We start from the raw sequence: 21,455 nt of genomic DNA on the forward strand, positions 1-21,455 counted from the left end.
GAGCGGCGGCGGCTATCGCCAGGATACCCGAGCCGGTCCCCACGTCCAGCACCCGTTTCGGTACGGGAGAATGTTCGAACAATCCGGCAAGCGCTTCCAGGCAGAGCCGGGTGGTCCCGTGGGTTCCCGTTCCGAAGGCCATGCCTGGATCCAGATTGACCACCACATCCCCCGATGCGGGGAGAAAATCCTCCCAGGACGGCTTGACCACCAGGCGCGGACCGAGGCGGACGGCCCGGAAATGCTGTTTCCATCCTTCCGCCCAGTCTTCCGTGCGTACTTCCCGGACTTCAGGCAGTGCCGGAATCAAGCCCGGTACGAAACCGGCCAACCATTCCAGCCGCTCTTTGATCAGGCGCCGAAGGGATTCCGATTCTCCCGAAACGGCATAATAAGCCTTGATGAAGTACTCCTCCGGAGGAGACTCGTCGGGGTCGGGCGGAATGAAGGTATCGAGTTGCCGTTCCTCGACCGTCACTCCGTCGCAGCCGAGTTCGGCAAGTTCGTGACATACCAGATCGACGGCCGTTGCAGGCACCCGTATGCGCATTTCAATCCAGATCTTTTCCATTTTTTCTGTTTAGCAGAGAAGGGGGACCAAAGGCAATAAAAAACCTTGACAAAAACAGATATCAATTCTAATCTATGGTATGCTTTAATGAGTTGGTACCCTAAATGGTATAATCTCATTCGTCAGCATGCCTCCCGTCTCTTCCGAAGCCAAAAAAAGAAAAAGAGCACGGAGCTTGCGTATGGAGGCAGCCCTGATAAACTCCTAATGGGTTTTTCATGAGGAGACATATGTCCGCCACCCAGCTCGTCTACCTCCTGTCCGATGCCACCGGGGAGACGGCCGAAGAAATTGTCATGGCGGCCCTCACCCAGTTCCGGGATAAAGCGGTGCGCCTCAAGCGAATCAGCAATGTCCGGACAAAAAACCAGGTTTATGAGGCGCTGGATGAGGCACTGCCGTTGGGTGCCCTCATTGTCTATACGATCGTGAACCGGGAGCTGGCTCAACTTGTCCATGACGAATGCGATTCGCTGGGGCTGTCCAGCATCGACCTGATCACTCCGCTCCTTCTGAAGTTAGCCGAATTTTTCGGTCATTCCCCTCAAGAGAAACCGGGGTTGCTTCACGGAGTGGATGAGGAGTATTTCCGCCGCATCGAAGCGGTCGAATTCACGGTCAAACACGACGACGGACAGGAAGTCCGCAATCTGCATAAAGCCGATATCGTCCTGGTCGGGGTTTCCCGGACCAGCAAAACCCCCCTGTCCATTTATCTTGCCCACAAAGGCTGGAAGGTGGCAAATGTCCCCCTGGTCGGCGGGATAGAGCCGCCGGCAGAACTTTTGCAAGTCGATCCCGGCCGGGTGGCGGGTCTGCTCATCGATCCCCAGCGGCTGGTGGAACTGCGGGCGGCGCGGCTCAGGAACCTGGGCCAGGACCCTCGCACCGCCTATGCCGACTATGACCGAATCGAGGAAGAACTGCAGTTTGCCAAGAGTCTTTTCCGTCGCCAGCCATGGGTCACGGTGAACGTCACCGGCAAAGCAGTGGAAGAGACCGCCAACGAGGTGCTCGTCAAACTCAAACTTAAGTAAGATGCCTATCCGTAAGCGGCGCACGTGACTGAAAAGAAGCAACAAAAGGAGAATATCATGCGAATTCTAGTGGTGGAAGACGAAAAAAAGGTGGCCAGCTTCATCAAGCGAGGTCTTGAGGAAGAAGGTTTTTCGGTAGACCTGGCTTATGATGGGGAAGAAGGTCTCTACATGGGGGAAACCAATCCTTACGACCTGATTCTGATGGACGTCATGCTGCCTAAAATGGACGGCCTGGCCGTCGTCAAGGAACTGCGCAAGAAGGAAATCACTTCTCCGGTTCTCTGCCTCACCGCCAAGGACAAGGTGGAGGATATCGTTGCCGGACTGGATTCCGGCAGTGACGATTACCTGACCAAGCCCTTTGCTTTTGCCGAGCTACTTGCCCGTGTCCGCGCCCTGTCGCGGCGTGGCGCCAAAGACCGGGGAGCCGAAATCCATTTCGCCGATCTGCGCCTCGATCCCGTGGCTCACAAGGTCTGGCGCGGCGACAAGGAGATCGACCTCACCGCAAAAGAATACGGCCTTTTGGAATACTTCATGCGCAATCCCAACCAGATCCTCACCCGGACGATGATCGCCGAGCATGTCTGGGATTATACCTTCGATTCCTTCACCAATATCATCGACGTATACGTCAATTATCTGCGGAAGAAGGTGGATCGGGACTACGACAAGAAACTCATTCATACGGTCCGGGGTGTGGGATACGTCTTGAAGGAGGAATAGTTGTTCTTCCGCTCTCTCCGCTTTCGCCTCACCCTGTGGTATACGCTTGCCCTGGCCGTCATTTTGGCGGCCAGCGGTTTATTCTGGCACATGTATCTCTCCCGCCAGTTGCACATTCTTGTTGACGAAAGAATTCAGCTCATTGCCGAAGAAGTAAGCTCCTTCCATTTTGCGGCCCATGACGGGTTTCCCGCGATGGAACCCCCCGGTGAGGAGCATTGTGAAAAGCTCGAAATCTTTATCAGGAGCCATAATTGGGGCTCCTTCGTACAGGTTGTCGACGGCCGCGGCAACATTGCCTGTTCTTCAAGCAATCTGAAGACTTTTCATCTCCCACTGGACAAGGCGGCCCTGCAAAAAGCCGCACAGGGAAGGCCCCACTTCGAGACCGTCAGGACCCTGACGCCGGCCCCCCTCCGATTATTGACTTTTCCGATCACCATGCAGGGCCGCGTCACCGATCTGGTCCAAGTCGGCGAAAGCCTCGAGCACGTGGAAGGTACGCTGGAGCATCTTCGCCTTATCCTTCTGACCTTCAGCCCCCTGGCGATTGCGGCCCTTTCTATCGGAGGCTGGTTCCTTGCCGGCCGCGCCCTTGCCCCCGTAGTTCGCATCAGCCGGGCCGCCCGGAAGATCAATGCTGAAAATCTTTATCAGCGCCTGCCGACTACCGGTACACAGGATGAGGTCGCCCAGTTGGCGGAGACGTTCAACTCCATGCTGGCCCGCCTTGAAAATTCATTTGACAAGGTCAGGCAATTCACAGGAGATGCCTCTCATGAGCTGCGGACACCGCTGGCGATTCTGAAGGGGGAAACCGAGGTGGCCCTGCGCTGGGCGAAAGAGCCCGAGGAGCTGCGCGGAACGCTGGAGTCCAACCTCGAAGAGATCAACCGCATGGATCGTATCCTGGAGGACCTCCTTGCCCTGGCTAGGAGCGAGGCGGGGGAGCTGCATCTGAACATCGTCGAATTCAGCCTCAGCGACATGCTTCAGGATCTTTATCTTCAAGGCGGAACCCTGGGAGCCCCGAAGAACATTTCCGTGTCTCTTAATCTGCAAGTGACCGAGGAGATCCGGCTCGAAGGGGATCAGCTGCAGTTGACCCGCATGTTTCTCAACCTTGTTACCAACGCGATCAAATATACGCCGGAGGGTGGGCAGGTCTCGATCTCCCTGGCAGTCCGGGGTCATGAAGCTGTTGTGGCCGTTGCCGATACCGGCATCGGCATTGCGCGGGAGCACCTGGCTCATATTTTCGACCGATTCTACCGCGTCGACGAAGCTCGCAACCGTCAGGTAGGCGGAACCGGCCTGGGTCTGGCCATCGTTAAATCGATTATCGATGCTCATGGCGGACGCATAGACGTGGAATCCGCGCCGGACCAAGGGAGCGAATTTACAGTCTATTTGCCGCTCGCGGGCCCGCACTCAGCTCTCGACGAGAAAGCTGGTCGATAGTTCAGGAAACTGGGAACATCTCATGGTGTCAATGAAGGTTCTCCGGAATTCTTCCGTGCCATGCCGCTTTTCGGGAGAAGATGAACATGAGATCCGTCTTCTATCCCAGACTCGTTAACGATGCCTTCGGCGACCCCGCTCTCTATGTCCGCCTGGCCCATCGCGGTGAAGCCCTGCTCTTCGACTGCGGCGACCTGCACCTCCTCACAACCAGGGAAACACTCAAGATCCGTGAGGTTTTCATCTCTCATGCCCATATCGACCATCTGATCGGTTTCGATGCCCTACTGCGCACGTTCCTCCACCAGGAAGGGCCACTCCGAATATACGGCCCCCCTGGGCTTGCGGATCGCATTGCCGGCCGGCTATCGGGATATACATGGAATCTCGTCGCCGGATATCCCCTCGTCCTGACAGTCAGTGAGTGGGGTCCGGACGGAGGCAGGCAGGTCGTATTTCGCGCCGCCCATTCCTTCAGGCCCGAGGAAGAAACACCCCTTGAAAAAGGGGAAGGCCTGCTGCGGCAAACCGACTATTACCGAGTGCGGGCCGTTCCTCTCGATCATGGCAATATCGTCTCACTGGCGTTTGTTCTGGAGGAACCCCTTCATGTAGCTATCCACAAGGATGCGCTGGTTCATCACGGCTACCGCCCCGGTCCGTGGCTCACCCGATTCAAGGATCGGATGCGCCAGGGGGTTGCGCCAGAGACCCCCGTACTTGTTCCGCTGGACCCAAAGGGCGAGATCGTCGTTCCCCTGGCCGAGTTGAGCCGGCAGATTGCTCATGTTGAAAGGGGAATGAAAATCAGCTATGTGACCGATGCGGCTCCGACCGAGAAGAATATGGAGAAGATTGCGGCTCTTGGTGCCGATTCCCATCTGATGGTGATTGAGGCCACGTTTGCGCACCGCGACCTCGAAAGGGCCATGCAGCGCAATCATCTCACCGCCCGGCTGGCCGGACAGATTGCCAGAAAAGCGCGGGCAGCCCGGCTGCTGGTTTTTCACCATTCCCCCCGATATCAGGAGAATCCCGAGCTGCTCGCCGATGAAGCCCGCGAAGCCTTTGCCGGAGAGAATTACGATTAGGGGAAATACGGCAAAGGGACGGGCGTCCGGCATCCAGCCATGGCGCCCGTTCCTTTATAGGTGCGGATCGATTTACAGCTATTCCCTGGCCTGAATGACCCCGCAGGCCAGACGAGGTCCTGCTCCGCCGGTCGGCTGGGTCTCCAGGTCGTCGGGCTGGGCATGCACGATGACGGCTTTGCCCACAATGGTATTCTCCCCCTCCATGGAGATGATCTGGTCTGTTCTCTCGTAATGGGCCTTTCCTTCTTCGTCCGCCTCCACATTTCCCAGATCGCCCACATGGCGCTGAGCTGCGGGATTGTCGGGGGTGCCGTGCGGTGAACCTTCCGGATTGAAATGGCCGCCCGCCGATTCGGCATCCGGAGCGCTGCAGTCGCCGTTTTCATGAATATGGAAGCCGTGCTTTCCCGGCTCCAGTCCCTCCAGATCCGCCACGATCTGCACGCCACCGTCCACGGAGGTGAACGTGACGGTTCCAGTCGCTTTGTTCCCCTCGGTCGGCTCCAGTTCGGCGGTCCCCTTCATGGTCTGAGCCGTTTTTTCCTGTTCGCCCGGGGCGGTCTGGGCCTGTTTTTCTTCAGTGATAGCAGGGACCTGTTGCTCCTGAGCAGTCGCGGGCGCCTGCTGCTCCTGGGTGGTCGCAGGAGTCTGGGGTTTTTCCCTCTCGCAGGCGGACAGAAGCGCCAGCGGCATTAGCAGCCAGGGGATAAGCCAGCGGTAGTTCACCTGAATCATCGAAGGTCTCCTTTCACACGGGTGACGGTAAGTCTCTGGAGTTTATTCTCCAAGATCAAACTATCTCCGATTCATCCGTTGTCAACAGGATTCAGCAGGAGTTATTTCATGGAACAACCGGTTTCCTTTTTGATGGAGAGAAGGATCAGGTGGCCCCGGGGGTCCCGGCACTCGCCGCCGTGACCTGGTCGGGTTGAAAACTTTTCCTTTTGCGATAAGTATTTAGTAGACAACAAATAGGAAAGGAGGAAATCTCATGAAACGGGCCATAGCCTGGTTTCTTCTCCTTCTCGCCCTTTTTTCCCTTCCGGCTTGTAACACCTTGAAAGGAGCCGGTCAGGATATAGAGCAGGCCGGAGAAGAACTGGATGAGGAAATCTAGAACGGACCACCTTGGTCCGCCAAGGAGCCCTTGCCATTTGCAAGGGCTCTTCTTCTTTGAAATTCCGATGGAAAGGTCAGAGAATGAAACATCTGCAGGTGCGTAGTGAGAAAGGATTCAAGGTGATTGCCGGCACGGATCGTTCGGAAGCGGCGACCATGGTGCTGCAGGCCGGCGAATCAACGGGTGGCCCGGACAACACCCATTCAGGAAGCGATCAGTGGCTGTTCGTTCTGGCCGGCAAGGGTCGGGGTACCGTGAACGGCCGGGAAGTCGCACTGCAGACGGGCACGCTTCTTCTCATCGAAGCCGGAGAGGCCCACCAGATCGACAATACGGGAGACGGGCCCCTGGAGACCTTAAACTTCTATGCCCCTCCGGAGTATTGAGGCGATGGTCGGAAGTCACTCCCTTGGTTTTTCCTTGCATTTTCTCTGTAGGGAATTGAAGATCATATCGAGCACCGCTTTCTGTCTGGCCTCGAATTTATTGAGCACCGCCAGACAGCTTCCCATGGGAAAGCGTTGGTGCAGGTAATCGGCATCCCGGCCTGAGAGGATAATGATTCTGTTTTTACTCAATCCCAAACCGGTGGCATAAGCGAGCACCTTGGCTCCGTCGATTCCGGGCATCTCCAGATCAATCAGCAGCAGATCAAGAGTATCGGTGATCGCCGCCAATCCCTTCACCGGATTGCTGCAGGTGGTCAGTTCCAGGTCAGGAAAGCTCTTCTGGGCATATTCCTTCAATAATGCTAGAAATGCGGTATCGTCATCAATAACAAGGACTTTCATTCCATGATCTCCGGTCGCAGACACAGGCGGCGGTGGGCATGATAACGTTTTTGCCGATCAATGAAAACCCCTCTTTTTCTTGCAATGACGACCTGCAAAATAGCGGCTGGGTAGTGGAAGAACAACAATATGAATGAAGTCGTACGGAACACCGGCGAGCCGGCGCCGATCACAACACCACCATCACAGCACCCGATGGCCTCAAAAAGGTTCCGCATCCCGCCTATGCTCCCCCGCTACCTGGTTCAAGGGGGTTTTCTTCTTTTCTACATCTGGGTCGCGGTCCGCTTCGTCCACTGGTCCGAGGCCCTGATGGCCGGTCGAATGCCTGAGGTGGCGAGACCGGCGGCCGTCGACGGGTTTCTCCCCATCAGCGGCCTGATGGGGCTGCGCCACTGGATGGAAAGAGGAGAAGTTTTTCCCGTCCATCCCGCCGCCGCTCTCATCCTTCTGGCGGCGCTGCTCACCGGTCTTCTCCTGAAACGAGGGTTCTGCTCCTGGGTCTGTCCCGTCTTTCCTCTCTCCGAGGGGTTGTGGCGGGTGGGGAAACGTCTCTTCGGTCGAAACTTCGCGCCCCCTTTCTGGTTGGATCTGCCCCTGCGCAGTCTGAAATACTTGATCCTCGTATTCTTTCTTTACCAGATTCTCTGGCTCATGCCCCTGCCCGGGCTCAGGGCCTTCATGGCTTCGCCTTATCACAAGATTGCCGATGTTCGGCTGCTGCAGTTTTTTCAGCACCCATCCGCCTTGGCCCTGACGGTGTTTGCGATCCTGACCCTGCTCTGTCTTTTCGTACAGATGGCCTGGTGCCGTTATCTCTGCCCCTACGGCGCCCTGCTGGGGCTGGTCTCCATCTTCTCCCTGAGCAAGATAAGGCGCAGTGAAAAACTCTGCATCCGCTGCGGACTGTGCTCGGCCCGCTGTCCCGCCTGGCTGCCGGTGATGCATAAAAAGACGGTTCGCTCCGCCGAGTGCTACGCCTGTTATCGCTGCGTTCACGGCTGTCCGTCCCCGGGGGCGGTGACCATGAAAGCAGCGGGGCGGATCCTGCTCCCCTCGGTCGTCTTCGCCCTCCTTCTGTTGACTCTCTTCATCGGCGCCGATCTCTACGGACGATCTGTCGACCGCTGGCAGAGCAGCCCGTCCGCCAGGGAAGTCTCCGGTATCCTCCGAAGTCGTTAGACGGTACACCTTCGGCGGTAAAACAACCGTTTCGCCTCGGCCCATCACGCCTTCATCTTCGAGAAAGTCCGTCTCGATGTCACGGATATAAAAAGTCCCCTCCCCATCCAGAAGATTATCAGCGCGCCATTACCTGGAAACGGGTATATCAAAAGAGTCCTTCAGGTTTCCCACAAAGGGGAAGATCCCGTCCAGGCCTGGAGAAGATTTCACCAAAAATGACATAGCCATTCTCGTGGAGATTTCCCGGGTCATCGCCGGGCAGCTCTGAAGCCCCCTTCGACGCAGACCTTTGCACCGTGCCGCAGAGACATTCCCCGACAGCCGATCTACAGCGTCCTGGCCAGAAGGAACATCCCCAGGAGGAGTGTTGCGCAGCCGACCCCCATTTTCATGGCCCGTTCCGAAACCCGCCGCACCGTCCAGGTCGACATCGGGACCGACAGCACCCCCCCCAAAGTCAGCGGCAGCGCCAGACTCGGATCCAGAGCGCCTTGGACCAGGAGATATCCGGTCAACCCCACCAGGCAGGTAAACGATTCGGCCAGCGAGGTAATGGCCACCGCCTGCTTCGGCGACAAACCCGAGACCACCTGCCCTGAAGTCGTCAAAGGTCCGTATCCTCCCCCGCTTACCCCCTTGTTGAAGGCGGCGACGGCTCCCAAAAGGAGGATAAAGCCCGGGCGATAGCGGAACCTCCGGCGGACAGAGGCGAGAATGGCCAGGCCGGCGGACAGGATAATGGCTGCGATAATCGAATTGAGCAAGGCTTTCGACACATTCACGGATAAGACGACCGCCCCGATGGCGCCAGCGAGGCTCAGCCCTGACAAAAGAATGGCCGTGTTCCGGGCATGGCGATCCTTGACGAAATCGACGTTCCCATCCCTCTGATGCATCACCCCTGCCGAGAGCCCGGTGACCAGCTCGCTCAACAATATGCAGGGGACCACCTGGAGCGGCTCGTAGCCGACCAGGAGAAGGATCGGTGTGAGAGTCGTCCCGTAGCCCATGCCGAGACTCGAGTCGACGTATTCGCAAAGATGCGCCGAAAGAAAGAGCAGCAGAAAGGACGCTGGGAGCTGGTCCCCAGGAAGGTCGGGAATAAACCGCCAGTCAGGGAAAACTGCCTTGAGGCCAACGAGAAGAAGCAGCCCCGAGATGGTCCAGCACCAGATCCGCATCCGGCGCTGACGAAAAATGCCTGGCGCCGCCAATTGAGAAGCCGATTTGAACTCTCCCATAGTCCCCATGCCGTCCTCCGCTTCTGAATAAATCCCTGACGTAAAAACCCCTGGAGATCTTTCCCTGAACATTTGTTTAGCAGGGGCCGTGCCGAAGCTCCTTCTCTCCGCCAGGCCCCATAAATCAGGCCCACCGATCGGTGTCTTGAACTCACCGCGGTATTTGATAGAGTTTCTATCGTATTTGACGGTTCCCCTATCTTCCGCCACGGTGATCTGATGCAGAGTTTTCAACTGACCGTCCTGGAGATCTGGCGCCTCGCCTGCAGCCATGCTGAATTCTCCGAAGCCGTCAGGCTGAGCGTTCCTGTGCTGGCCCGGCCGTTTCCGATCGATACGGTTCTGGTGCGCAGCATCGACCGGGCAGACTCCCGGATCGTGACGGCGGGTTCTGGAAGCCTCACCCTCAGCAGTCGAATCGCCCCTCTCAGATTCACCTGCAATCCTCAGCAGGTTGGGCATCTTCTGGACTGGGGCTCCAAAGCAATTCCCTGGGAAGCCGATGCCGGCGCGACCAGGAGCGGCCTGCCTGGAATCCTGCCCGATGATTTCAATGGAACGGTTCTAGCCGGCCCTCTCAACCACAATCGAGAGATGCTCGGCGCCCTGGTCCTTGCCTCCACTCTCTCCCAACCTTTCGAACCCCGGCACCACCGTATGCTGGAAGCCCTTCTCGAACCCTTTTCGATCGCACTTTTCAACAGCAGACACCTCCACGAACTGACAATGATCAGAGAGGCCGCCGAGGCCAGCAATCTCTCCCTGCTCTCGAAACTGGGACGCCAGGACATCAGCGATTCAATCATCGGCTCGGAAACGGGGCTTCGGAAGGTGGTCAAAGCCATCGAGCAGGTGAGCCGCTCGGATGCGCCGGTGCTCCTGCTCGGCGAAACAGGTTCCGGGAAAGAGGTGGCCGCCCGGGCCATCCATAATCACTCGCGGAGACGGGCGGGGCCATTTTTACGGGTGAACTGCGGGGCGATTCCATCCGAATTGGTCGACTCGCAGCTTTTTGGTCATGAGCGGGGCAGTTTTACCGGTGCGACGGGAAGTCACAAGGGATGGTTTGAACGAGCAGATGGGGGGACGCTTTTTCTGGATGAGATCGGAGAGCTGCCGCCGGCGGCCCAGGTGAGGCTGTTACGGATTCTTCAGGACGGGACCTTCGAACGGGTTGGTGGTCAGAAGCAGCTCAACGTCGACGTGCGGGTTGTGGCGGCCACTCACCTCGACCTGAGAGAGATGGTGAGACGAGGAGATTTCAGAGATGACCTCTGGTACCGCATCGCGGTCTTTCCGCTCGTGATTCCTCCCCTGCGCGAAAGAACTGAGGACATCCCCGCACTGGCAGCTCATTTTGCTCTGCGCGCGGCGAAACGCCTGGGAGCGCCCCCGCTGACACCCTCTGACAGCGACATCCGGCGCCTCGTGGCCTATCCCTGGCCGGGGAATATCCGAGAACTGGCCGCGGTCATCGAGCGGGCAGTCATCCTGGGGAATAAGAATGGCCTCGCGGTGGACCAGGCTCTGGGGATAGAAGGGTCCATGGGGCCACGGGACTTTCCTTCGTGTGCCGAGGCGGCGCCCTCCCGGCCGGGAACAAGACCATTTCCGAGCCTGGATGAGATCATGCGAAAACACATCGAAGCAGCCCTCATGCAATCAAGGGGTCGTGTTGAAGGCCCTGATGGCGCCGCTCGTCTCCTCGAGATCAATCCACACACCTTGCGGGCACGCATGCGCAAGCTCGGCATTCAATGGGCCGGCTTCCGGACGAAATGATCCTCTCTTCATCATGCCGACAGGCATCTCGATTGACATTCAAGCGAAAGGGGCCTGCCCTCATTCACTTGTTTTTTAGATTTCAGCCTTGTGGATCTCAAAGAGCCCTGATCCTATCCGTCAGCACAGGGACGAACTGGTTCAGGTCGGCCACCACCAGCACGTCGGCCACCTCGCCTATGGGAGCATCCCTGTCGGTGTTGATTGCCACCACGAACTCCGACTTCTTCATCCCGGCCAGGTGTTGAATCGCTCCGGAGATGCCGCAGGCCACGTACAGCTTCGGCGAGACGGCCTGGCCGGTGGAGCCGACCTGGCGGTTGTGTTCGGCCCATTCGGCATCGACAACGGGGCGGCTGGCGCCCATTTCCCCTCCCATCGCCTCGGCCAGGGCGGCGACGACGGTCAGATTGTCCTTCTTGCCGATCCCCCTTCCGGCGCTGACGATGATCTCCGATTTGGTCAGATCGACTCCGGTCTTCTCGGCCGCTTCGTAGCCGCCAAACTCCATGGGGGCCGCCCAGTCGGCATCGATCTTCACCACCGCCGGACTCCCCGAAGGCTCGGAGGAGGGGGAGAAGGCGCCGGACTGAAGGGTGAGCACGGAAACGGCCGTCCTCGACTTGACGCTGCGACGCAGCTTGGCGTTGCAGGCGGGAACGACGTAGGCGCCGTCGGCGACACCGACCACTTCGGAGACCTGCGCCGCCTGAAGAGCCAGGGCAAGCCGGGGGGCGAGGTCCCATCCGTAGGAGGAATGGACGAAAACCACGAGGTCGGGATTCTCCCTGGCCACCGCTTCGATCAACAGATGCTTGTGCGCGGTGGGGTTGAACTCCCCGTAGTTGCCGGCGTCGGCCAGATAGAGCGTGCCGCCGTACTTGGGCACCTCGCTTTCGCTGCCCACCAGGAACATGGCGCTTTCGGCGCCCGCCTTCTCAGCGAAGGCGATCAGTTCGTAGGTGGAGCCGAGCAGCCTGCCTTCCCTGTATTCGCCAACGAGTAATGCTTTCATGATCTCCTCCTATGCCAGTACGGCGGTTTTTTCTCTCAGAATACGGATGAGCTGGTCGGCCAGATCACCGACATCCCCTTCAAGCACCAGACCGCTCCCTTTACGCTCGGGAAAATACATCTTCTCGGTGTCGAGGCGTTCTTCGACCTTGAGCAGATCAGCGGCCTCGATACTCAGCAGTTCCTTCTTCTTGGCCTTCATGATGTTTGGCAGGGTCGGATATCGCGGTGTGTTGAGGCCGAGCTGACAGGTGACCAGCGCCGGCAGCGGCGCCTTCACCACCGCCTTGAGCCCCCCTTCGAGTTCGCGCCGTGCAGTAACAACTCCGGATGCGAAGGTGAAATCGACGATGGTGGTAATGGCGGGCACGCCAAGCATCTCAGCCACCAGCACCCCCACCTGTCCTGAGCCGCGGTCCTGGGACTGCATTCCGGTGAAGATCATGTCGAACCCCTTGTCTGCGGCGAATTCCGCTATGACCGAGGCGATCTCGAAGGAATCCTTCTTGAAACAGGCATCGTCCTTGACTTGCACACCCCGGTCGCACCCCATGGCCAGGGCTTTCTTCATCGCCTCTTTGACCCGGTCGGGGCCGATGGACAGGACGGTGAGATCGGCCTCACCGACCTGTTCCCTGAGCCGGACCGCCTGCTCCACCGCGTACTCGTCGTACTCGTTCATCCGCCAGGCGAGATCGGTCTCCTCATACCAGTTTCCCTCGCCGCTGATGCGGAACCGCGATTCCATGTCCGGAACCTGCTTGATGCAAACCAGGATTTTCATTTGGCTACCTCCTGTATTCGGGGTTTTTGTTGGTCCCATGGGTCTCATAGGTCCTATTGGACCTATCTAAAGCCTCTCCGCCAGGATCTCGGCGATGTCCCTTGGCGCCAAAGCCTCTTCCAGGTCCGCCCCCTTCACCCCGTCCTCGAACATGGTCAGGCAGAAAGGACAATTGGAGACAAGGGTTGGCGCATGGGTTTCGGCTGCCATACCGACTCTCTTGACGCTGATGCGGCTGCCGAGCTGCTCCTCGGCCAGGATCCGGCCCCCGCCGGCGCCGCAGCAGAAGTTCTCCTTTTCGCTCTTCGCCATTTCGGCTATGATGCCGCCCGCCGCTCGGATGAGGTTGCGCGGGGCCGCAAAGATGTTGTTGTAGCGGCCGATATAGCAGGAGTCATGGTAGGTGCATGCGAAGCTCTCCGAGTTGACGGCAAGCCTGCCTTTTTTGAGCAGCCGCTCGATAAATACCGTGTAGTGCTCCACCTCTGGCTCGAAGCCCAGGTCCCGATAGTCCTTGGCCAGGGTATTGAAACAGTGCGGGCAGGTCGTGACGACTTTCGTCACCCCATATCCCTTGATCAGCTCTATGTTTTCGGCGGCCAGTGTCTGGTAAAGATACTCGTTGCCGAGCTTGCGCAGCGGCTCGCCGCAGCATTTCTCTTCCTTTCCGAGGATGCCAACCTTTACCCCCGCGGCATCGCAGAGCTTGATGAAGCTTTTGGCCACGGCGATGTTGCGCTTGTCGAAGGAGGCGTAGCAGCCGACGAAATAGAGGACATCGAACTCGGTATCCTCGGCAAGGGACTTGACGCCGAGTTCCTGTGCCCAATCGCTGCGGGAAGCGTATCCCATCCCCAGTGGATTGCCGTTGACCTCGGTATGATCGACGGAGCTCATAACCTCCTGGCCAGGGAACTCCCCTCCCATGAGCACCAGGTTGCGGCGCATCTCGAGAATCTTGTTCACATGCTCGATGGATGCCGGACAGATCTCCTGGCAGGCGCGGCAGGTGGTGCAGGACCACAGGGCATCTTTCGAGACGGTCTCGATCAGGCTCCCTTCGGGATCGGAGAAAGCCGTCTCTCCGATCTGGTTCACCACCTTCATGGGGGAGAGGGGCTTGTCTGTGGCATGGGCGGGACAGCGGTCCTGGCAGCGTTTGCACTCGATGCAGGCGTCGGCGTCGAAAATATCCTTCCATGTGAGATCCGCCACCTGTGCGGCGCCGAAGCTCTCGGCCTCCTCGTCTTCGAGGTCGATGGTCGCCATCGCCCCCTTGGGACCCCGGTCGGCAAAGAAGTAATTGGCGCTGGTGGTGAAGATATGTCGGAACTTGGTGAAGGGGATGGCGACGATGAAGCCGATCACCAGGGCGAAGTGCCCCCACCAGGTCAGCGTATGGAGGGTCCGCAGGGACGGCTCGCCTATCCCGGAGAGGGCCTTGGCGAAGACGAGACCAACGGGCGACCAGGCGGCCAGCGGCGTGCCCAGTTCGGTGACGGCCATGCGTGCTCCTTCGAGGACGAAGCCGCTCATGAGGATGGCGAAGAGCAGGCCGTGCATGAGGGCATCGTCCTTCTTCGTCTCCAGCCCCGCCGGGCGCACCAGATAGCGGCGCACGAAAAGCCCGAGCATCATCACCAGGGCGAGCAGGCCGGCCAAGTCGAGGACGACGGAGAAGAGTTTGTAGAAGCTGCCTTTGAGGAATCTCACGCCGAAGATCGGATCGGCGAAGTCGGCCTGGACGACGATCAGGCAGGTGCCGATGAACAGGAGAAAGAAGCTCCAGAAGAAGAGGCTGTGCAAGCTTCCGGGTCCCTTGCCCCGAAGCACCTTTACCTGCCCCAGGGCATTCCTGACCAGCTCGACGGTGCGCGACCCGGGATCGTCGATGCGACTTAAGGGCTGGCCCTGCCTGTAGACCTTGATGCGCAGCCAGAAGCCCCGGACAAATACGGCGACCGCCATGATGGTCAGCAGGTACATGGGGACAAGTGTTCCCGCCCCGCCTCCGATGTTCCAGTAGATTTCCCGTGTGAATTCCATCCTGCACCTCTACTCCTGCGTAAGTCGGGGGCGTCCCCGGAGATCAGCCCCTGACCACGGCGGCGCCGATGACGATCCGCTGCACTTCGCTTGTTCCTTCGTAGATCTCGGTGATCTTGGCATCGCGCATCATCCGCTCCACCGGATAATCGCGGGTGTATCCGTAACCGCCGTGGATCTGCACCGCCTGGGTGGCGACCCTCATCGCCGTTTCCGAGGCGATCAGCTTGGCCATCGCCGATTCTGTGGAGTAGGAAAGCCCCGCACTGGCCCGAAAGGCGGCCTGATAAACCATCAGACGGGCCGCCTCGATTTGCGTCGTCATATCGGCAAGCATGAACTGGATTGCCTGGAAACCGGCGATCGGCTGGTCGAACTGCTTGCGCTCGCGGGCATAGGCGACGGCGGCATCCAGTGCCCCCTGGGCGATCCCCAGCGCCTGGGCGGCAATGCCGATGCGGCCTCCGTCCAGAGTTTTCATGGCGATCTTGAATCCCTTCCCTTCTTCTCCGAGGAGGTTCTCCCGGGGGATGCGGCAGTTCTCGAAAACCAGCTCCATGGTCGGTGATGAGCGGATACCCATCTTGGCCTCCTTCTTGCCGAAGGTGAAACCGGGAGCGTCCTTTTCAACGATGAAGGCGCTGATGCCGTAGTGCTTCTCGGCATTTTTGTCGGTTCGGGCGAAAACGATATAGGTTTCCGCTTCGCCGCCGTTGGTGATGAAAATCTTGGAGCCGTTCAGGACCCAGTGCTCCCCCTCCGGAACCGCCGTGGTTCGGGTGCCGCCGGCGTCGGAACCCGCGGACGGCTCGGTCAGTCCGAAGGCGCCCATCTTGCTCCCCTCAGCCAGAGGGATCAAATACTTTTGCTTCTGTTCCTCCGTGCCAAAGAGATAGATCGGGTTGGCGCCCAGAGAAAGATGCGCCGAGAGGGTCACCCCCGTGGAGGCGCAGACCCGGGAGAGTTCTTCGACGGCAATGGCGTAGCTGATGTAATCGCCCCCGGCGCCGCCGTACTCTTCGGGGAAGACGATGCCGGTCAGCCCCAGTTCGGCAAGCTTGTCGAACATCAGGGCACGGTCGAAGCGCTCCTGCTCATCGCGCTCCGCCGCCGAAGGGAGAACCTCCTTTTCGGCGAAGCCGCGCACCGTCTCACGAATCAGGTTCTGCTCTTCGGTCAATTGGAAATGCATCGCACCCTCCGCCATGTGTTGAATCTGTTTTCTTAACCCGTGCGAATCTTATATACACTTTACGTAAAAGTCAATCAGATTATAAGGATATTTAATCTTTTAACTGCATGTACGGATCAAGGGGCTTTATACATCTGGTCTCTTGACACGGAAGGGTCTTGATGGTAGGTTCGAATCAAAAAATAACGTAAAGGTAATCACATGAAAGTCAAACAGCACGAAGCCATCCAGATCGGCGAACTGGCCGAATCGCTCGGGATCACGACCCGAACCATCCGCTATTACGAGGAAATCGGCCTCATGTCCCCTCCCCAGAGGCTCGAAGGGGGTGTTCGCGTCTACAAAAAAGACGACATCACAAGACTGAAATTCATCCTCAAGCTAAAGGATCTCGGCATCACCCTCAAAGAAATGCATGAACTCGCCGACATTTACAAAGCCTACCAGGATCCTGACAAAATGATGCCGAAGCTCCTGAACATTCTTGACATGCACATCAACAACATCGATGAGAAAATCTCCAACCTCTCTTCATTGCGCAAGGAGATCGTCAATTACCGGATGAGGGTCCTGGACGTTCTTAACGAGCGAATGGCCGGACAGGAAGGATGAAATGCCCAAGGATGCCATTCAAAACTACCCTTATCCCTTTCTACCGAACACCCGGCGCACCTTCTTCTTCATCCCGCAGACAATATAGGGAGCAAGGCGTCCTTTTTCCTTGAGTATCCTCCTGAAGAGCTCTTTCCTGCTCTCCGGCGGAAGAGGCCTGGTTCTGCGTTCTGACAGGAACAGGGCTCCCCTCCTGCAGGCCGGAACGCAGGCGCCGCAGCCGAGACAGAGAGGTTCGGAGACGATGCATCCTTCGTCATTATCGGCTCCGACCGGGCCGATCGCACCGACATTACAGGCGGCAAAGCAGAGCCCGCAGCCATTGCAGAACTCCCTGTCAATCACGGCCAGGAAGGGGGTCCTGGCAACCCCCTCCGGATATCCCATCCGCATCCCCGCCAGAAGCTCGCAGCAGCACGAGCAGCAATTGCAGATGAAGGAAGGGTTTTGCCGGATATTGTCGGTGATGTGCGTCAAGTTCTTCTCTCGGGCCCGGGCGAGGACGGCCAGCAACTCCTCGGCATCCTTCTGCTCGGCGAATCCCCTGCGGACCATGAACTTCGCCGCCGTCCCCAGAGAGATGCAGATTCCATACAATGGCGCCCCTTTGCGGCAGCTGTCTCCAAGATGCTCCTTTTTGTGGCGGCAATAGCACATCCCCACCGCTCCGTAACCGGCCTGACGGATGATCTCCCTGGCACTCTCATAAGTGGTGATCTCCGAGGTCACCGGGATCTGCTCCTCATGGACCAGCGAGCGCGTCAATGGAGTCCGACTGCCGAAAAACTCCTTCGCCATCCCCTCCCGGGGATTCTCGTGCATGTACTCCTGCATCAGTTGAGCGACTTCTTTTATCGGAAGATCGGTGCGGCTCTTCATGAAGGTGAACTCGAAGAATCCGATCAGGCCTGGCATCAGAAGATAATAAGTCGCTCCCCCATAGGGGAGATCCATCACCAGTCCCTTGTCGGCCATTCGCTCGAGGATCGGCCGGAGCTGCGCATCCTCTATCTTCGTCCGGCGGGAAAGTTCGGGGAGGGTCGCCTCCTCCAGGGGAAAACGCGAGGCGACGAAAGCTTCCTCCTTGTCGAAGAGCAGGGTGAGAATCTCCCGCAGCTTCTCGCTGTCGACGAGACCGACGGGATACTTGTTCAGCCGATCGATGAGCGGAACGATGCTGCTTTTTGAGCCGATGTGATGTCCCATTTTGTCCTCCGTACTCTCTCCTCTGCCAGAAGACTTTTCAGCTGAAGCGGCTGAAATCAGGCCTTCTTCGCTCGAAAAAGGCGGCAAATGCCTCTTTCGCTTCCGGAGACGATAGCCTCTGCAGGAAGTGCCGCCCTTCCTCCGCCATAGTTTCGGCCACGGCGCGGCGGCACGCCTTCTTCAGCAGGTCCTTGGTCAGACGCACCGCAGCTGGCGGCCTCTGCGCGAGCTTCCGCGCCAGGGCGTAGGCCTGGTCGAACAGCTCTCCATCGGGAAATACCGCATTGACCAGACCGATCTCCTTCGCCCGTTCGGCCCCGAAGGGTTCGCCGAGAAGCAGCAGTTCGGCCGCTCGCTGGTACCCTGCAAGGTGCGGCAGCAGCAGACTGCAGGCCGCCTCGGGACAGAGCCCCAGGTTGACGAAGGGAAGTTCGAACCGAGCTCCTTCGCCGGCACAGACCAGGTCGCAGTGCAGCAGCATCGTGGTGCCGACTCCGACAGCAGGGCCAGAGACGGCGGCAATAATAGGTTTCTGCGCTCTGCTGATCGTCTGGAGAAAGTGAAAGACCGGGCTCTCCTCTCCGGCGGGCGGCGAATCCACGAAATCGTTGAGGTCGTTGCCGCTGGTGAAACAAGTGCCGTTCCCCTCGATCAGGATGACTCGGATATCGGGATCGCGGTCGGCGTGGAGGATGGCTTCGGCAAGGGCCTCATACATGGAGGGAGACAGGGCGTTCATCTTCGCCTGCCGGTCGATGGCGAGATGAAGAATGTACTCCCGGCATACGCAGGCAATCTCCGGCGACGAACTGACAAAATCCACGTGTTTTTTCCTCCTCAAAAGGTTGGCCGGGCTTCTTCTTTGAAAAGCTTGGGATTAATCCCTTAGAGGCCCAGCCCCAGCATTCCTTCCTTGAGATTCTGGTCCGCCGGCTCGTCGCCCAGGTATATCGCCAGTATCCCCCGGGACAGATCCGGCGATGTCAGAGAGCCAAGGAGCTGCCCGTTGTGCAGAACCGACACTTCTCCATGCGGGCCAAGCTCCAGGTCGACTTTATCGCCCTCGGCGAAGTCACGATTAAAAAGGGAGAGAAATTTTCGCGCTTCGTTCGACCCGGATAGTTCGGGAGTATTGTTGGCAAATCCTTCGGCAAAGGCATCGAGAATCTTCTCCCTCTCGACTTTTTTGTAAACGAAGGTCATTCGGATCAGCTTCGGACCGGGATCACGCACTGCCTCCGCCAGGCTGGCCACCCGACTTCCGGTATAGAGCGATCCGACATAGATGCTGATGAAGAACTTCTTGCGGACACCGCAGCCGTTCAGTTTCAGGGTCCGGCTTCCGATCACCGCCGTCTCCGAGATGTCAATCCCGGCCATCTCCCGGGCTTGAACATTAGTCGCCAGCAGAAGCAGGACGACGAGAGTGACGAGTTTTTTCATTGTTTGCCTCCTGGATCGTTATGGCAACCCTATGGAACTGCTCAAGCAAATGGAAGAAATCTGCACGCGGATAACATCTGATCCAATCTGATGCGCCTTTATCAGATTTGATCCGCGTATAATGATTTAAACTTCCCGCCCCGCGGCGAACCCCTGGTGGATGGCGTCGATGGCCATCCCTACCTGCAATGCGTCCCCTGCCACCACAAAGGGAATTCCCTTTTTAGCCAGCACCTCCTGCAGGGGATTGAAGGGCCGCGTTCCCACCGCCAGTACAACCGTGTCGGCGGGGATCTCTTCCAACCGGCCGCCTTTTTCGACCTTGAGACCGCCGGCGGTGATCTCAAGGACCCGGGATTCCGTCAGCGTCCGGATGCCGAAGCGCTCCAGATCCTGAAGCATCCCCCAGCGGGTGGTCCGGCCGAAATTGGTCCCCACCTTATCGAGCATCTCCACCAGGACGATTTCCCTGGTTCCGCGGACGGCCATCTGCAGGAGGTCCTCCGGTTTTTCGGCGCCATGCACCAGCAGGAACTTCAGCGCCTCGCCGGAGAGGGTCCCCTTTTCAGCCAGCGCCAGGGCTGTTTCCACCCCCACGGCGCCGCCGCCGACCACGACTACCCTTTCCCCTGCGCAGGCCCGGGCGGCCAGCACGTCCCAGGCCTGCACCACGAAGTCGCGGTCGCATCCCGGAATGGGCGGTTCGATGGAAGTTCCGCCGGTGGCCAGAATCACCGTGTCTGGCCGTTCGGCATCGATAAGCTGGGCATCGACTTCCCGGCCGAGTTCCACCCGGATGTCGCAGGTGTCGACCCGGCGGGCCAGGTCGCGGGCGAGCCGCGCGAACGCCTCCCGCCCGGGAGGAGCGCCAGCCAGATGCAGCTGCCCGCCGAGGCGGTCGCTCTTCTCGTAAAGGACCACCTCGTGCCCCCGCTCTGCCGCGGCCAGGGCGGCGCTCATCCCGGAGGCCCCGCCGCCGATCACCATCACCCGGCACCCCTGGGCGACCGGAGGCAATGACCTCTCCTCTTCATGTCCGGCCTGCGGGTTGCAGAGACACTCCACCGCCTTCATCCTGAACAGGTTGTCGAAACACCCCTGACCGCAGGCGACGCAGTGCAGAACTTCATCCTCTTTTCCGGCCAGTGCCTTCTCCGGCAGGCGCGGATCGGCGATCAGCGCACGCCCCATGGCGACCATGTCGCACATACCGTCCCCGATCATTTCCCGGGCCGTCTCCGGATCGTTGATGCGGTGGCTGGCGATCACCGGCACCGGCACTTTTTCCTTGATTCCCCGAGCCAGATAACCGAAGACCCCTCGGGGAACCTTGGTGACGATCTGCGGGACGACCGCCTCGTGCCAGCCGACGTTGACGCAGAGGGCGTCCGCCCCCGCTCCAACGGCCTGGACGGCAAATTCCTGAAGCCCCTCCCTGCCCACCCCGCCCGGCATGAAGTCGTTGCCGTTGAGGCGCACCATGAGGGGGAAATCGCTCCCGACCGCATTCCTGACAGCCCTGATGACCTCAAGCCCGAATCGCATGCGGTTCTCGAAGGAGGCGCCGTATTCGTCGGTGCGCCGGTTGGTCACCTCGGATAGGAACTCGCTGATCAGGTAACCGGTGCCCGCCAGGATCTCGACCGCGTCAAAACCGGCCTGCCTGACTCGCCGGGCGGCTTGAGCAAAGCGCGCGACAATTTCTCGGATCTGTCCTATCTCCAGGGCGTCCGGGGCCTCCCCTGTAAGGCGCGACGGGACCGCCGAGGGGGCGACCGGTCTTTTTCCGCCGAGGAAAAAGGAGTGGTTGTAGCGACCGGCATGATTGAGCTGCACCGAGGCTCGCGCTCCGCCCTGCCGGATGGCATCGGCAAGCCGGGACAGGCCGGGGATGAATTCATCGCGGTGGGCGCCGATATGCGCGGGATGGGCGGAGAATTCGTCCACAGAGGCATAGCCGACGGTGATCATCCCCGCGCCCCCCCGGGCCCTTTCGGCATAGAAACGAATGAGCCGATCGGACACCTCGAAGTTCCGGCACATGTTCAGATGCATCGCCGGCATGGAGATCCGGTTCTTCACTTCAAGTTTGTTGATGATGATCGGCTCGAAAAGCAGGTCTTTCATGTCCGTCTCCAGTAAATCCG

Annotated in this window: 21 protein-coding genes; 9 read left to right on the top strand and 12 right to left on the bottom strand. The window is 58.9% G+C overall.

Features of this window, described 5'->3' with window-relative positions:
- The coding region (locus tag DTF_RS0107625) for a 50S ribosomal protein L11 methyltransferase (protein ID WP_027714842.1) at nucleotides 1–571 on the bottom strand (571 nt) is incomplete at its 3' end.
- A 230-nt stretch (nucleotides 572–801) separates the two neighbouring features.
- Between DTF_RS0107625 and DTF_RS0107630 the strand changes: the two genes are divergently transcribed.
- The 4 genes from DTF_RS0107630 (at nucleotide 802) to DTF_RS0107645 (ending at nucleotide 4,889) form a co-directional block, all read left to right on the top strand.
- Complete coding sequence (locus DTF_RS0107630; RefSeq protein ID WP_027714843.1) at nucleotides 802–1,608, top strand: pyruvate, water dikinase regulatory protein; 807 nt, start codon at nucleotides 802–804, stop codon at nucleotides 1,606–1,608.
- A 57-nt stretch (nucleotides 1,609–1,665) separates the two neighbouring features.
- Nucleotides 1,666–2,337, top strand: a complete 672-nt coding sequence (locus DTF_RS0107635) for a response regulator transcription factor (protein WP_027714844.1) — start codon at nucleotides 1,666–1,668, stop codon at nucleotides 2,335–2,337.
- The gene (locus DTF_RS22500) at nucleotides 2,338–3,798 is read left to right on the top strand and encodes a cell wall metabolism sensor histidine kinase WalK (protein ID WP_051361116.1); all 1,461 of its coding nucleotides are present in this window, start codon (nucleotides 2,338–2,340) and stop codon (nucleotides 3,796–3,798) included.
- 80 nt (nucleotides 3,799–3,878) lie between these two features.
- On the top strand, nucleotides 3,879–4,889 hold the full coding sequence (locus DTF_RS0107645) for a hypothetical protein (RefSeq protein WP_051361117.1): 1,011 nt from the start codon (nucleotides 3,879–3,881) through the stop codon (nucleotides 4,887–4,889).
- 78 nt (nucleotides 4,890–4,967) lie between these two features.
- On the opposite strand, the gene DTF_RS22505 is transcribed toward DTF_RS0107645, so the two are convergent.
- A complete protein-coding gene (locus DTF_RS22505; RefSeq protein ID WP_051361119.1) occupies nucleotides 4,968–5,627 on the bottom strand; it encodes a superoxide dismutase family protein in 660 nt (219 codons plus the stop codon).
- Nucleotides 5,628–5,883: 256 nt separating this feature from the next.
- Here DTF_RS22505 and DTF_RS26025 point away from each other — a divergent pair, with 256 nt between their 5' ends.
- On the top strand, nucleotides 5,884–6,009 hold the full coding sequence (locus DTF_RS26025; RefSeq protein WP_081702858.1) for an entericidin A/B family lipoprotein: 126 nt from the start codon (nucleotides 5,884–5,886) through the stop codon (nucleotides 6,007–6,009).
- An 83-nt stretch (nucleotides 6,010–6,092) separates the two neighbouring features.
- Nucleotides 6,093–6,398 (top strand): cupin domain-containing protein, encoded by a 306-nt coding sequence (locus DTF_RS0107660; RefSeq protein WP_027714846.1) that lies wholly within the window; start codon nucleotides 6,093–6,095, stop codon nucleotides 6,396–6,398.
- Nucleotides 6,399–6,413: 15 nt separating this feature from the next.
- On the opposite strand, the gene DTF_RS0107665 is transcribed toward DTF_RS0107660, so the two are convergent.
- Nucleotides 6,414–6,803, bottom strand: a complete 390-nt coding sequence (locus DTF_RS0107665; RefSeq protein WP_035056249.1) for a response regulator — start codon at nucleotides 6,801–6,803, stop codon at nucleotides 6,414–6,416.
- A gap of 129 nt (nucleotides 6,804–6,932) precedes the next feature.
- Between DTF_RS0107665 and DTF_RS0107670 the strand changes: the two genes are divergently transcribed.
- On the top strand, nucleotides 6,933–7,985 hold the full coding sequence (locus DTF_RS0107670) for a 4Fe-4S binding protein (RefSeq protein ID WP_081702859.1): 1,053 nt from the start codon (nucleotides 6,933–6,935) through the stop codon (nucleotides 7,983–7,985).
- Between the two features lie 329 nt (nucleotides 7,986–8,314).
- On the opposite strand, the gene DTF_RS0107675 is transcribed toward DTF_RS0107670, so the two are convergent.
- The gene (locus DTF_RS0107675; protein ID WP_226989218.1) at nucleotides 8,315–9,238 is read right to left on the bottom strand and encodes a sulfite exporter TauE/SafE family protein; all 924 of its coding nucleotides are present in this window, start codon (nucleotides 9,236–9,238) and stop codon (nucleotides 8,315–8,317) included.
- Nucleotides 9,239–9,448: 210 nt separating this feature from the next.
- On the opposite strand from DTF_RS0107675, the gene DTF_RS0107680 reads away from it, so the two are divergent.
- Nucleotides 9,449–11,011 (top strand): sigma-54-dependent Fis family transcriptional regulator, encoded by a 1,563-nt coding sequence (locus DTF_RS0107680; RefSeq protein WP_027714850.1) that lies wholly within the window; start codon nucleotides 9,449–9,451, stop codon nucleotides 11,009–11,011.
- Nucleotides 11,012–11,108: 97 nt separating this feature from the next.
- Here the strand turns inward: DTF_RS0107680 and DTF_RS0107685 are convergent, their stop codons facing one another.
- The 4 genes from DTF_RS0107685 to DTF_RS0107700 all read right to left on the bottom strand — a co-directional run bounded on the left by DTF_RS0107685 (nucleotide 11,109) and on the right by DTF_RS0107700 (nucleotide 16,047).
- Nucleotides 11,109–12,026, bottom strand: coding sequence for an electron transfer flavoprotein subunit alpha/FixB family protein (locus DTF_RS0107685; RefSeq protein WP_027714851.1), 918 nt, complete (start codon nucleotides 12,024–12,026; stop codon nucleotides 11,109–11,111).
- Between the two features lie 9 nt (nucleotides 12,027–12,035).
- Nucleotides 12,036–12,809 (bottom strand): electron transfer flavoprotein subunit beta/FixA family protein, encoded by a 774-nt coding sequence (locus tag DTF_RS0107690; protein WP_027714852.1) that lies wholly within the window; start codon nucleotides 12,807–12,809, stop codon nucleotides 12,036–12,038.
- A 66-nt stretch (nucleotides 12,810–12,875) separates the two neighbouring features.
- Nucleotides 12,876–14,855: a heterodisulfide reductase-related iron-sulfur binding cluster gene (locus tag DTF_RS0107695; RefSeq protein WP_027714853.1), complete on the bottom strand. Its 1,980-nt coding sequence runs from the start codon at nucleotides 14,853–14,855 to the stop codon at nucleotides 12,876–12,878.
- A 43-nt stretch (nucleotides 14,856–14,898) separates the two neighbouring features.
- On the bottom strand, nucleotides 14,899–16,047 hold the full coding sequence (locus DTF_RS0107700) for an acyl-CoA dehydrogenase (RefSeq protein ID WP_027714854.1): 1,149 nt from the start codon (nucleotides 16,045–16,047) through the stop codon (nucleotides 14,899–14,901).
- A gap of 201 nt (nucleotides 16,048–16,248) precedes the next feature.
- Here DTF_RS0107700 and DTF_RS0107705 point away from each other — a divergent pair, with 201 nt between their 5' ends.
- Complete coding sequence (locus DTF_RS0107705; protein WP_027714855.1) at nucleotides 16,249–16,659, top strand: MerR family transcriptional regulator; 411 nt, start codon at nucleotides 16,249–16,251, stop codon at nucleotides 16,657–16,659.
- Between the two features lie 30 nt (nucleotides 16,660–16,689).
- On the opposite strand, the gene DTF_RS0107710 is transcribed toward DTF_RS0107705, so the two are convergent.
- The 4 genes from DTF_RS0107710 to DTF_RS0107725 all read right to left on the bottom strand — a co-directional run bounded on the left by DTF_RS0107710 (nucleotide 16,690) and on the right by DTF_RS0107725 (nucleotide 21,435).
- On the bottom strand, nucleotides 16,690–17,865 hold the full coding sequence (locus DTF_RS0107710; protein ID WP_027714856.1) for a 4Fe-4S binding protein: 1,176 nt from the start codon (nucleotides 17,863–17,865) through the stop codon (nucleotides 16,690–16,692).
- A gap of 37 nt (nucleotides 17,866–17,902) precedes the next feature.
- Nucleotides 17,903–18,688: an enoyl-CoA hydratase gene (locus tag DTF_RS0107715; RefSeq protein ID WP_226989220.1), complete on the bottom strand. Its 786-nt coding sequence runs from the start codon at nucleotides 18,686–18,688 to the stop codon at nucleotides 17,903–17,905.
- A 62-nt stretch (nucleotides 18,689–18,750) separates the two neighbouring features.
- Nucleotides 18,751–19,308 carry a chalcone isomerase family protein gene (locus DTF_RS0107720; protein WP_027714858.1) on the bottom strand — a complete coding sequence of 186 codons (558 nt, stop codon included), beginning with the start codon at nucleotides 19,306–19,308 and terminating at the stop codon, nucleotides 18,751–18,753.
- 126 nt (nucleotides 19,309–19,434) lie between these two features.
- Nucleotides 19,435–21,435 (bottom strand): FAD-dependent oxidoreductase, encoded by a 2,001-nt coding sequence (locus tag DTF_RS0107725; protein ID WP_027714859.1) that lies wholly within the window; start codon nucleotides 21,433–21,435, stop codon nucleotides 19,435–19,437.
- Between the last annotated feature and the right edge of the window lie 20 nt (nucleotides 21,436–21,455).

It is taken from the genome of Desulfuromonas sp. TF, assembly GCF_000472285.1.
GTDB lineage: Bacteria > Desulfobacterota > Desulfuromonadia > Desulfuromonadales > ATBO01 > ATBO01.

Bases quoted from the DNA above. Each gene is read 5' to 3' on its own strand.
- DTF_RS0107630 (WP_027714843.1), top strand. From the start codon at position 802: ATGTCCGCCACCCAGCTCGTCTACCTCCTGTCCGATGCCACCGGGGAG.
- DTF_RS0107635 (WP_027714844.1), top strand. From the start codon at position 1,666: ATGCGAATTCTAGTGGTGGAAGACGAAAAAAAGGTGGCCAGCTTCATC.
- DTF_RS0107645 (WP_051361117.1), top strand. From the start codon at position 3,879: ATGAACATGAGATCCGTCTTCTATCCCAGACTCGTTAACGATGCCTTC.
- DTF_RS22505 (WP_051361119.1), bottom strand. From the start codon at position 5,627: ATGATTCAGGTGAACTACCGCTGGCTTATCCCCTGGCTGCTAATGCCG.
- DTF_RS26025 (WP_081702858.1), top strand. From the start codon at position 5,884: ATGAAACGGGCCATAGCCTGGTTTCTTCTCCTTCTCGCCCTTTTTTCC.
- DTF_RS0107660 (WP_027714846.1), top strand. From the start codon at position 6,093: ATGAAACATCTGCAGGTGCGTAGTGAGAAAGGATTCAAGGTGATTGCC.
- DTF_RS0107665 (WP_035056249.1), bottom strand. From the start codon at position 6,803: ATGAAAGTCCTTGTTATTGATGACGATACCGCATTTCTAGCATTATTG.
- DTF_RS0107670 (WP_081702859.1), top strand. From the start codon at position 6,933: ATGAATGAAGTCGTACGGAACACCGGCGAGCCGGCGCCGATCACAACA.
- DTF_RS0107675 (WP_226989218.1), bottom strand. From the start codon at position 9,238: ATGGGGACTATGGGAGAGTTCAAATCGGCTTCTCAATTGGCGGCGCCA.
- DTF_RS0107680 (WP_027714850.1), top strand. From the start codon at position 9,449: ATGCAGAGTTTTCAACTGACCGTCCTGGAGATCTGGCGCCTCGCCTGC.
- DTF_RS0107685 (WP_027714851.1), bottom strand. From the start codon at position 12,026: ATGAAAGCATTACTCGTTGGCGAATACAGGGAAGGCAGGCTGCTCGGC.
- DTF_RS0107690 (WP_027714852.1), bottom strand. From the start codon at position 12,809: ATGAAAATCCTGGTTTGCATCAAGCAGGTTCCGGACATGGAATCGCGG.
- DTF_RS0107695 (WP_027714853.1), bottom strand. From the start codon at position 14,855: ATGGAATTCACACGGGAAATCTACTGGAACATCGGAGGCGGGGCGGGA.
- DTF_RS0107700 (WP_027714854.1), bottom strand. From the start codon at position 16,047: ATGCATTTCCAATTGACCGAAGAGCAGAACCTGATTCGTGAGACGGTG.
- DTF_RS0107705 (WP_027714855.1), top strand. From the start codon at position 16,249: ATGAAAGTCAAACAGCACGAAGCCATCCAGATCGGCGAACTGGCCGAA.
- DTF_RS0107710 (WP_027714856.1), bottom strand. From the start codon at position 17,865: ATGGGACATCACATCGGCTCAAAAAGCAGCATCGTTCCGCTCATCGAT.
- DTF_RS0107720 (WP_027714858.1), bottom strand. From the start codon at position 19,308: ATGAAAAAACTCGTCACTCTCGTCGTCCTGCTTCTGCTGGCGACTAAT.
- DTF_RS0107725 (WP_027714859.1), bottom strand. From the start codon at position 21,435: ATGAAAGACCTGCTTTTCGAGCCGATCATCATCAACAAACTTGAAGTG.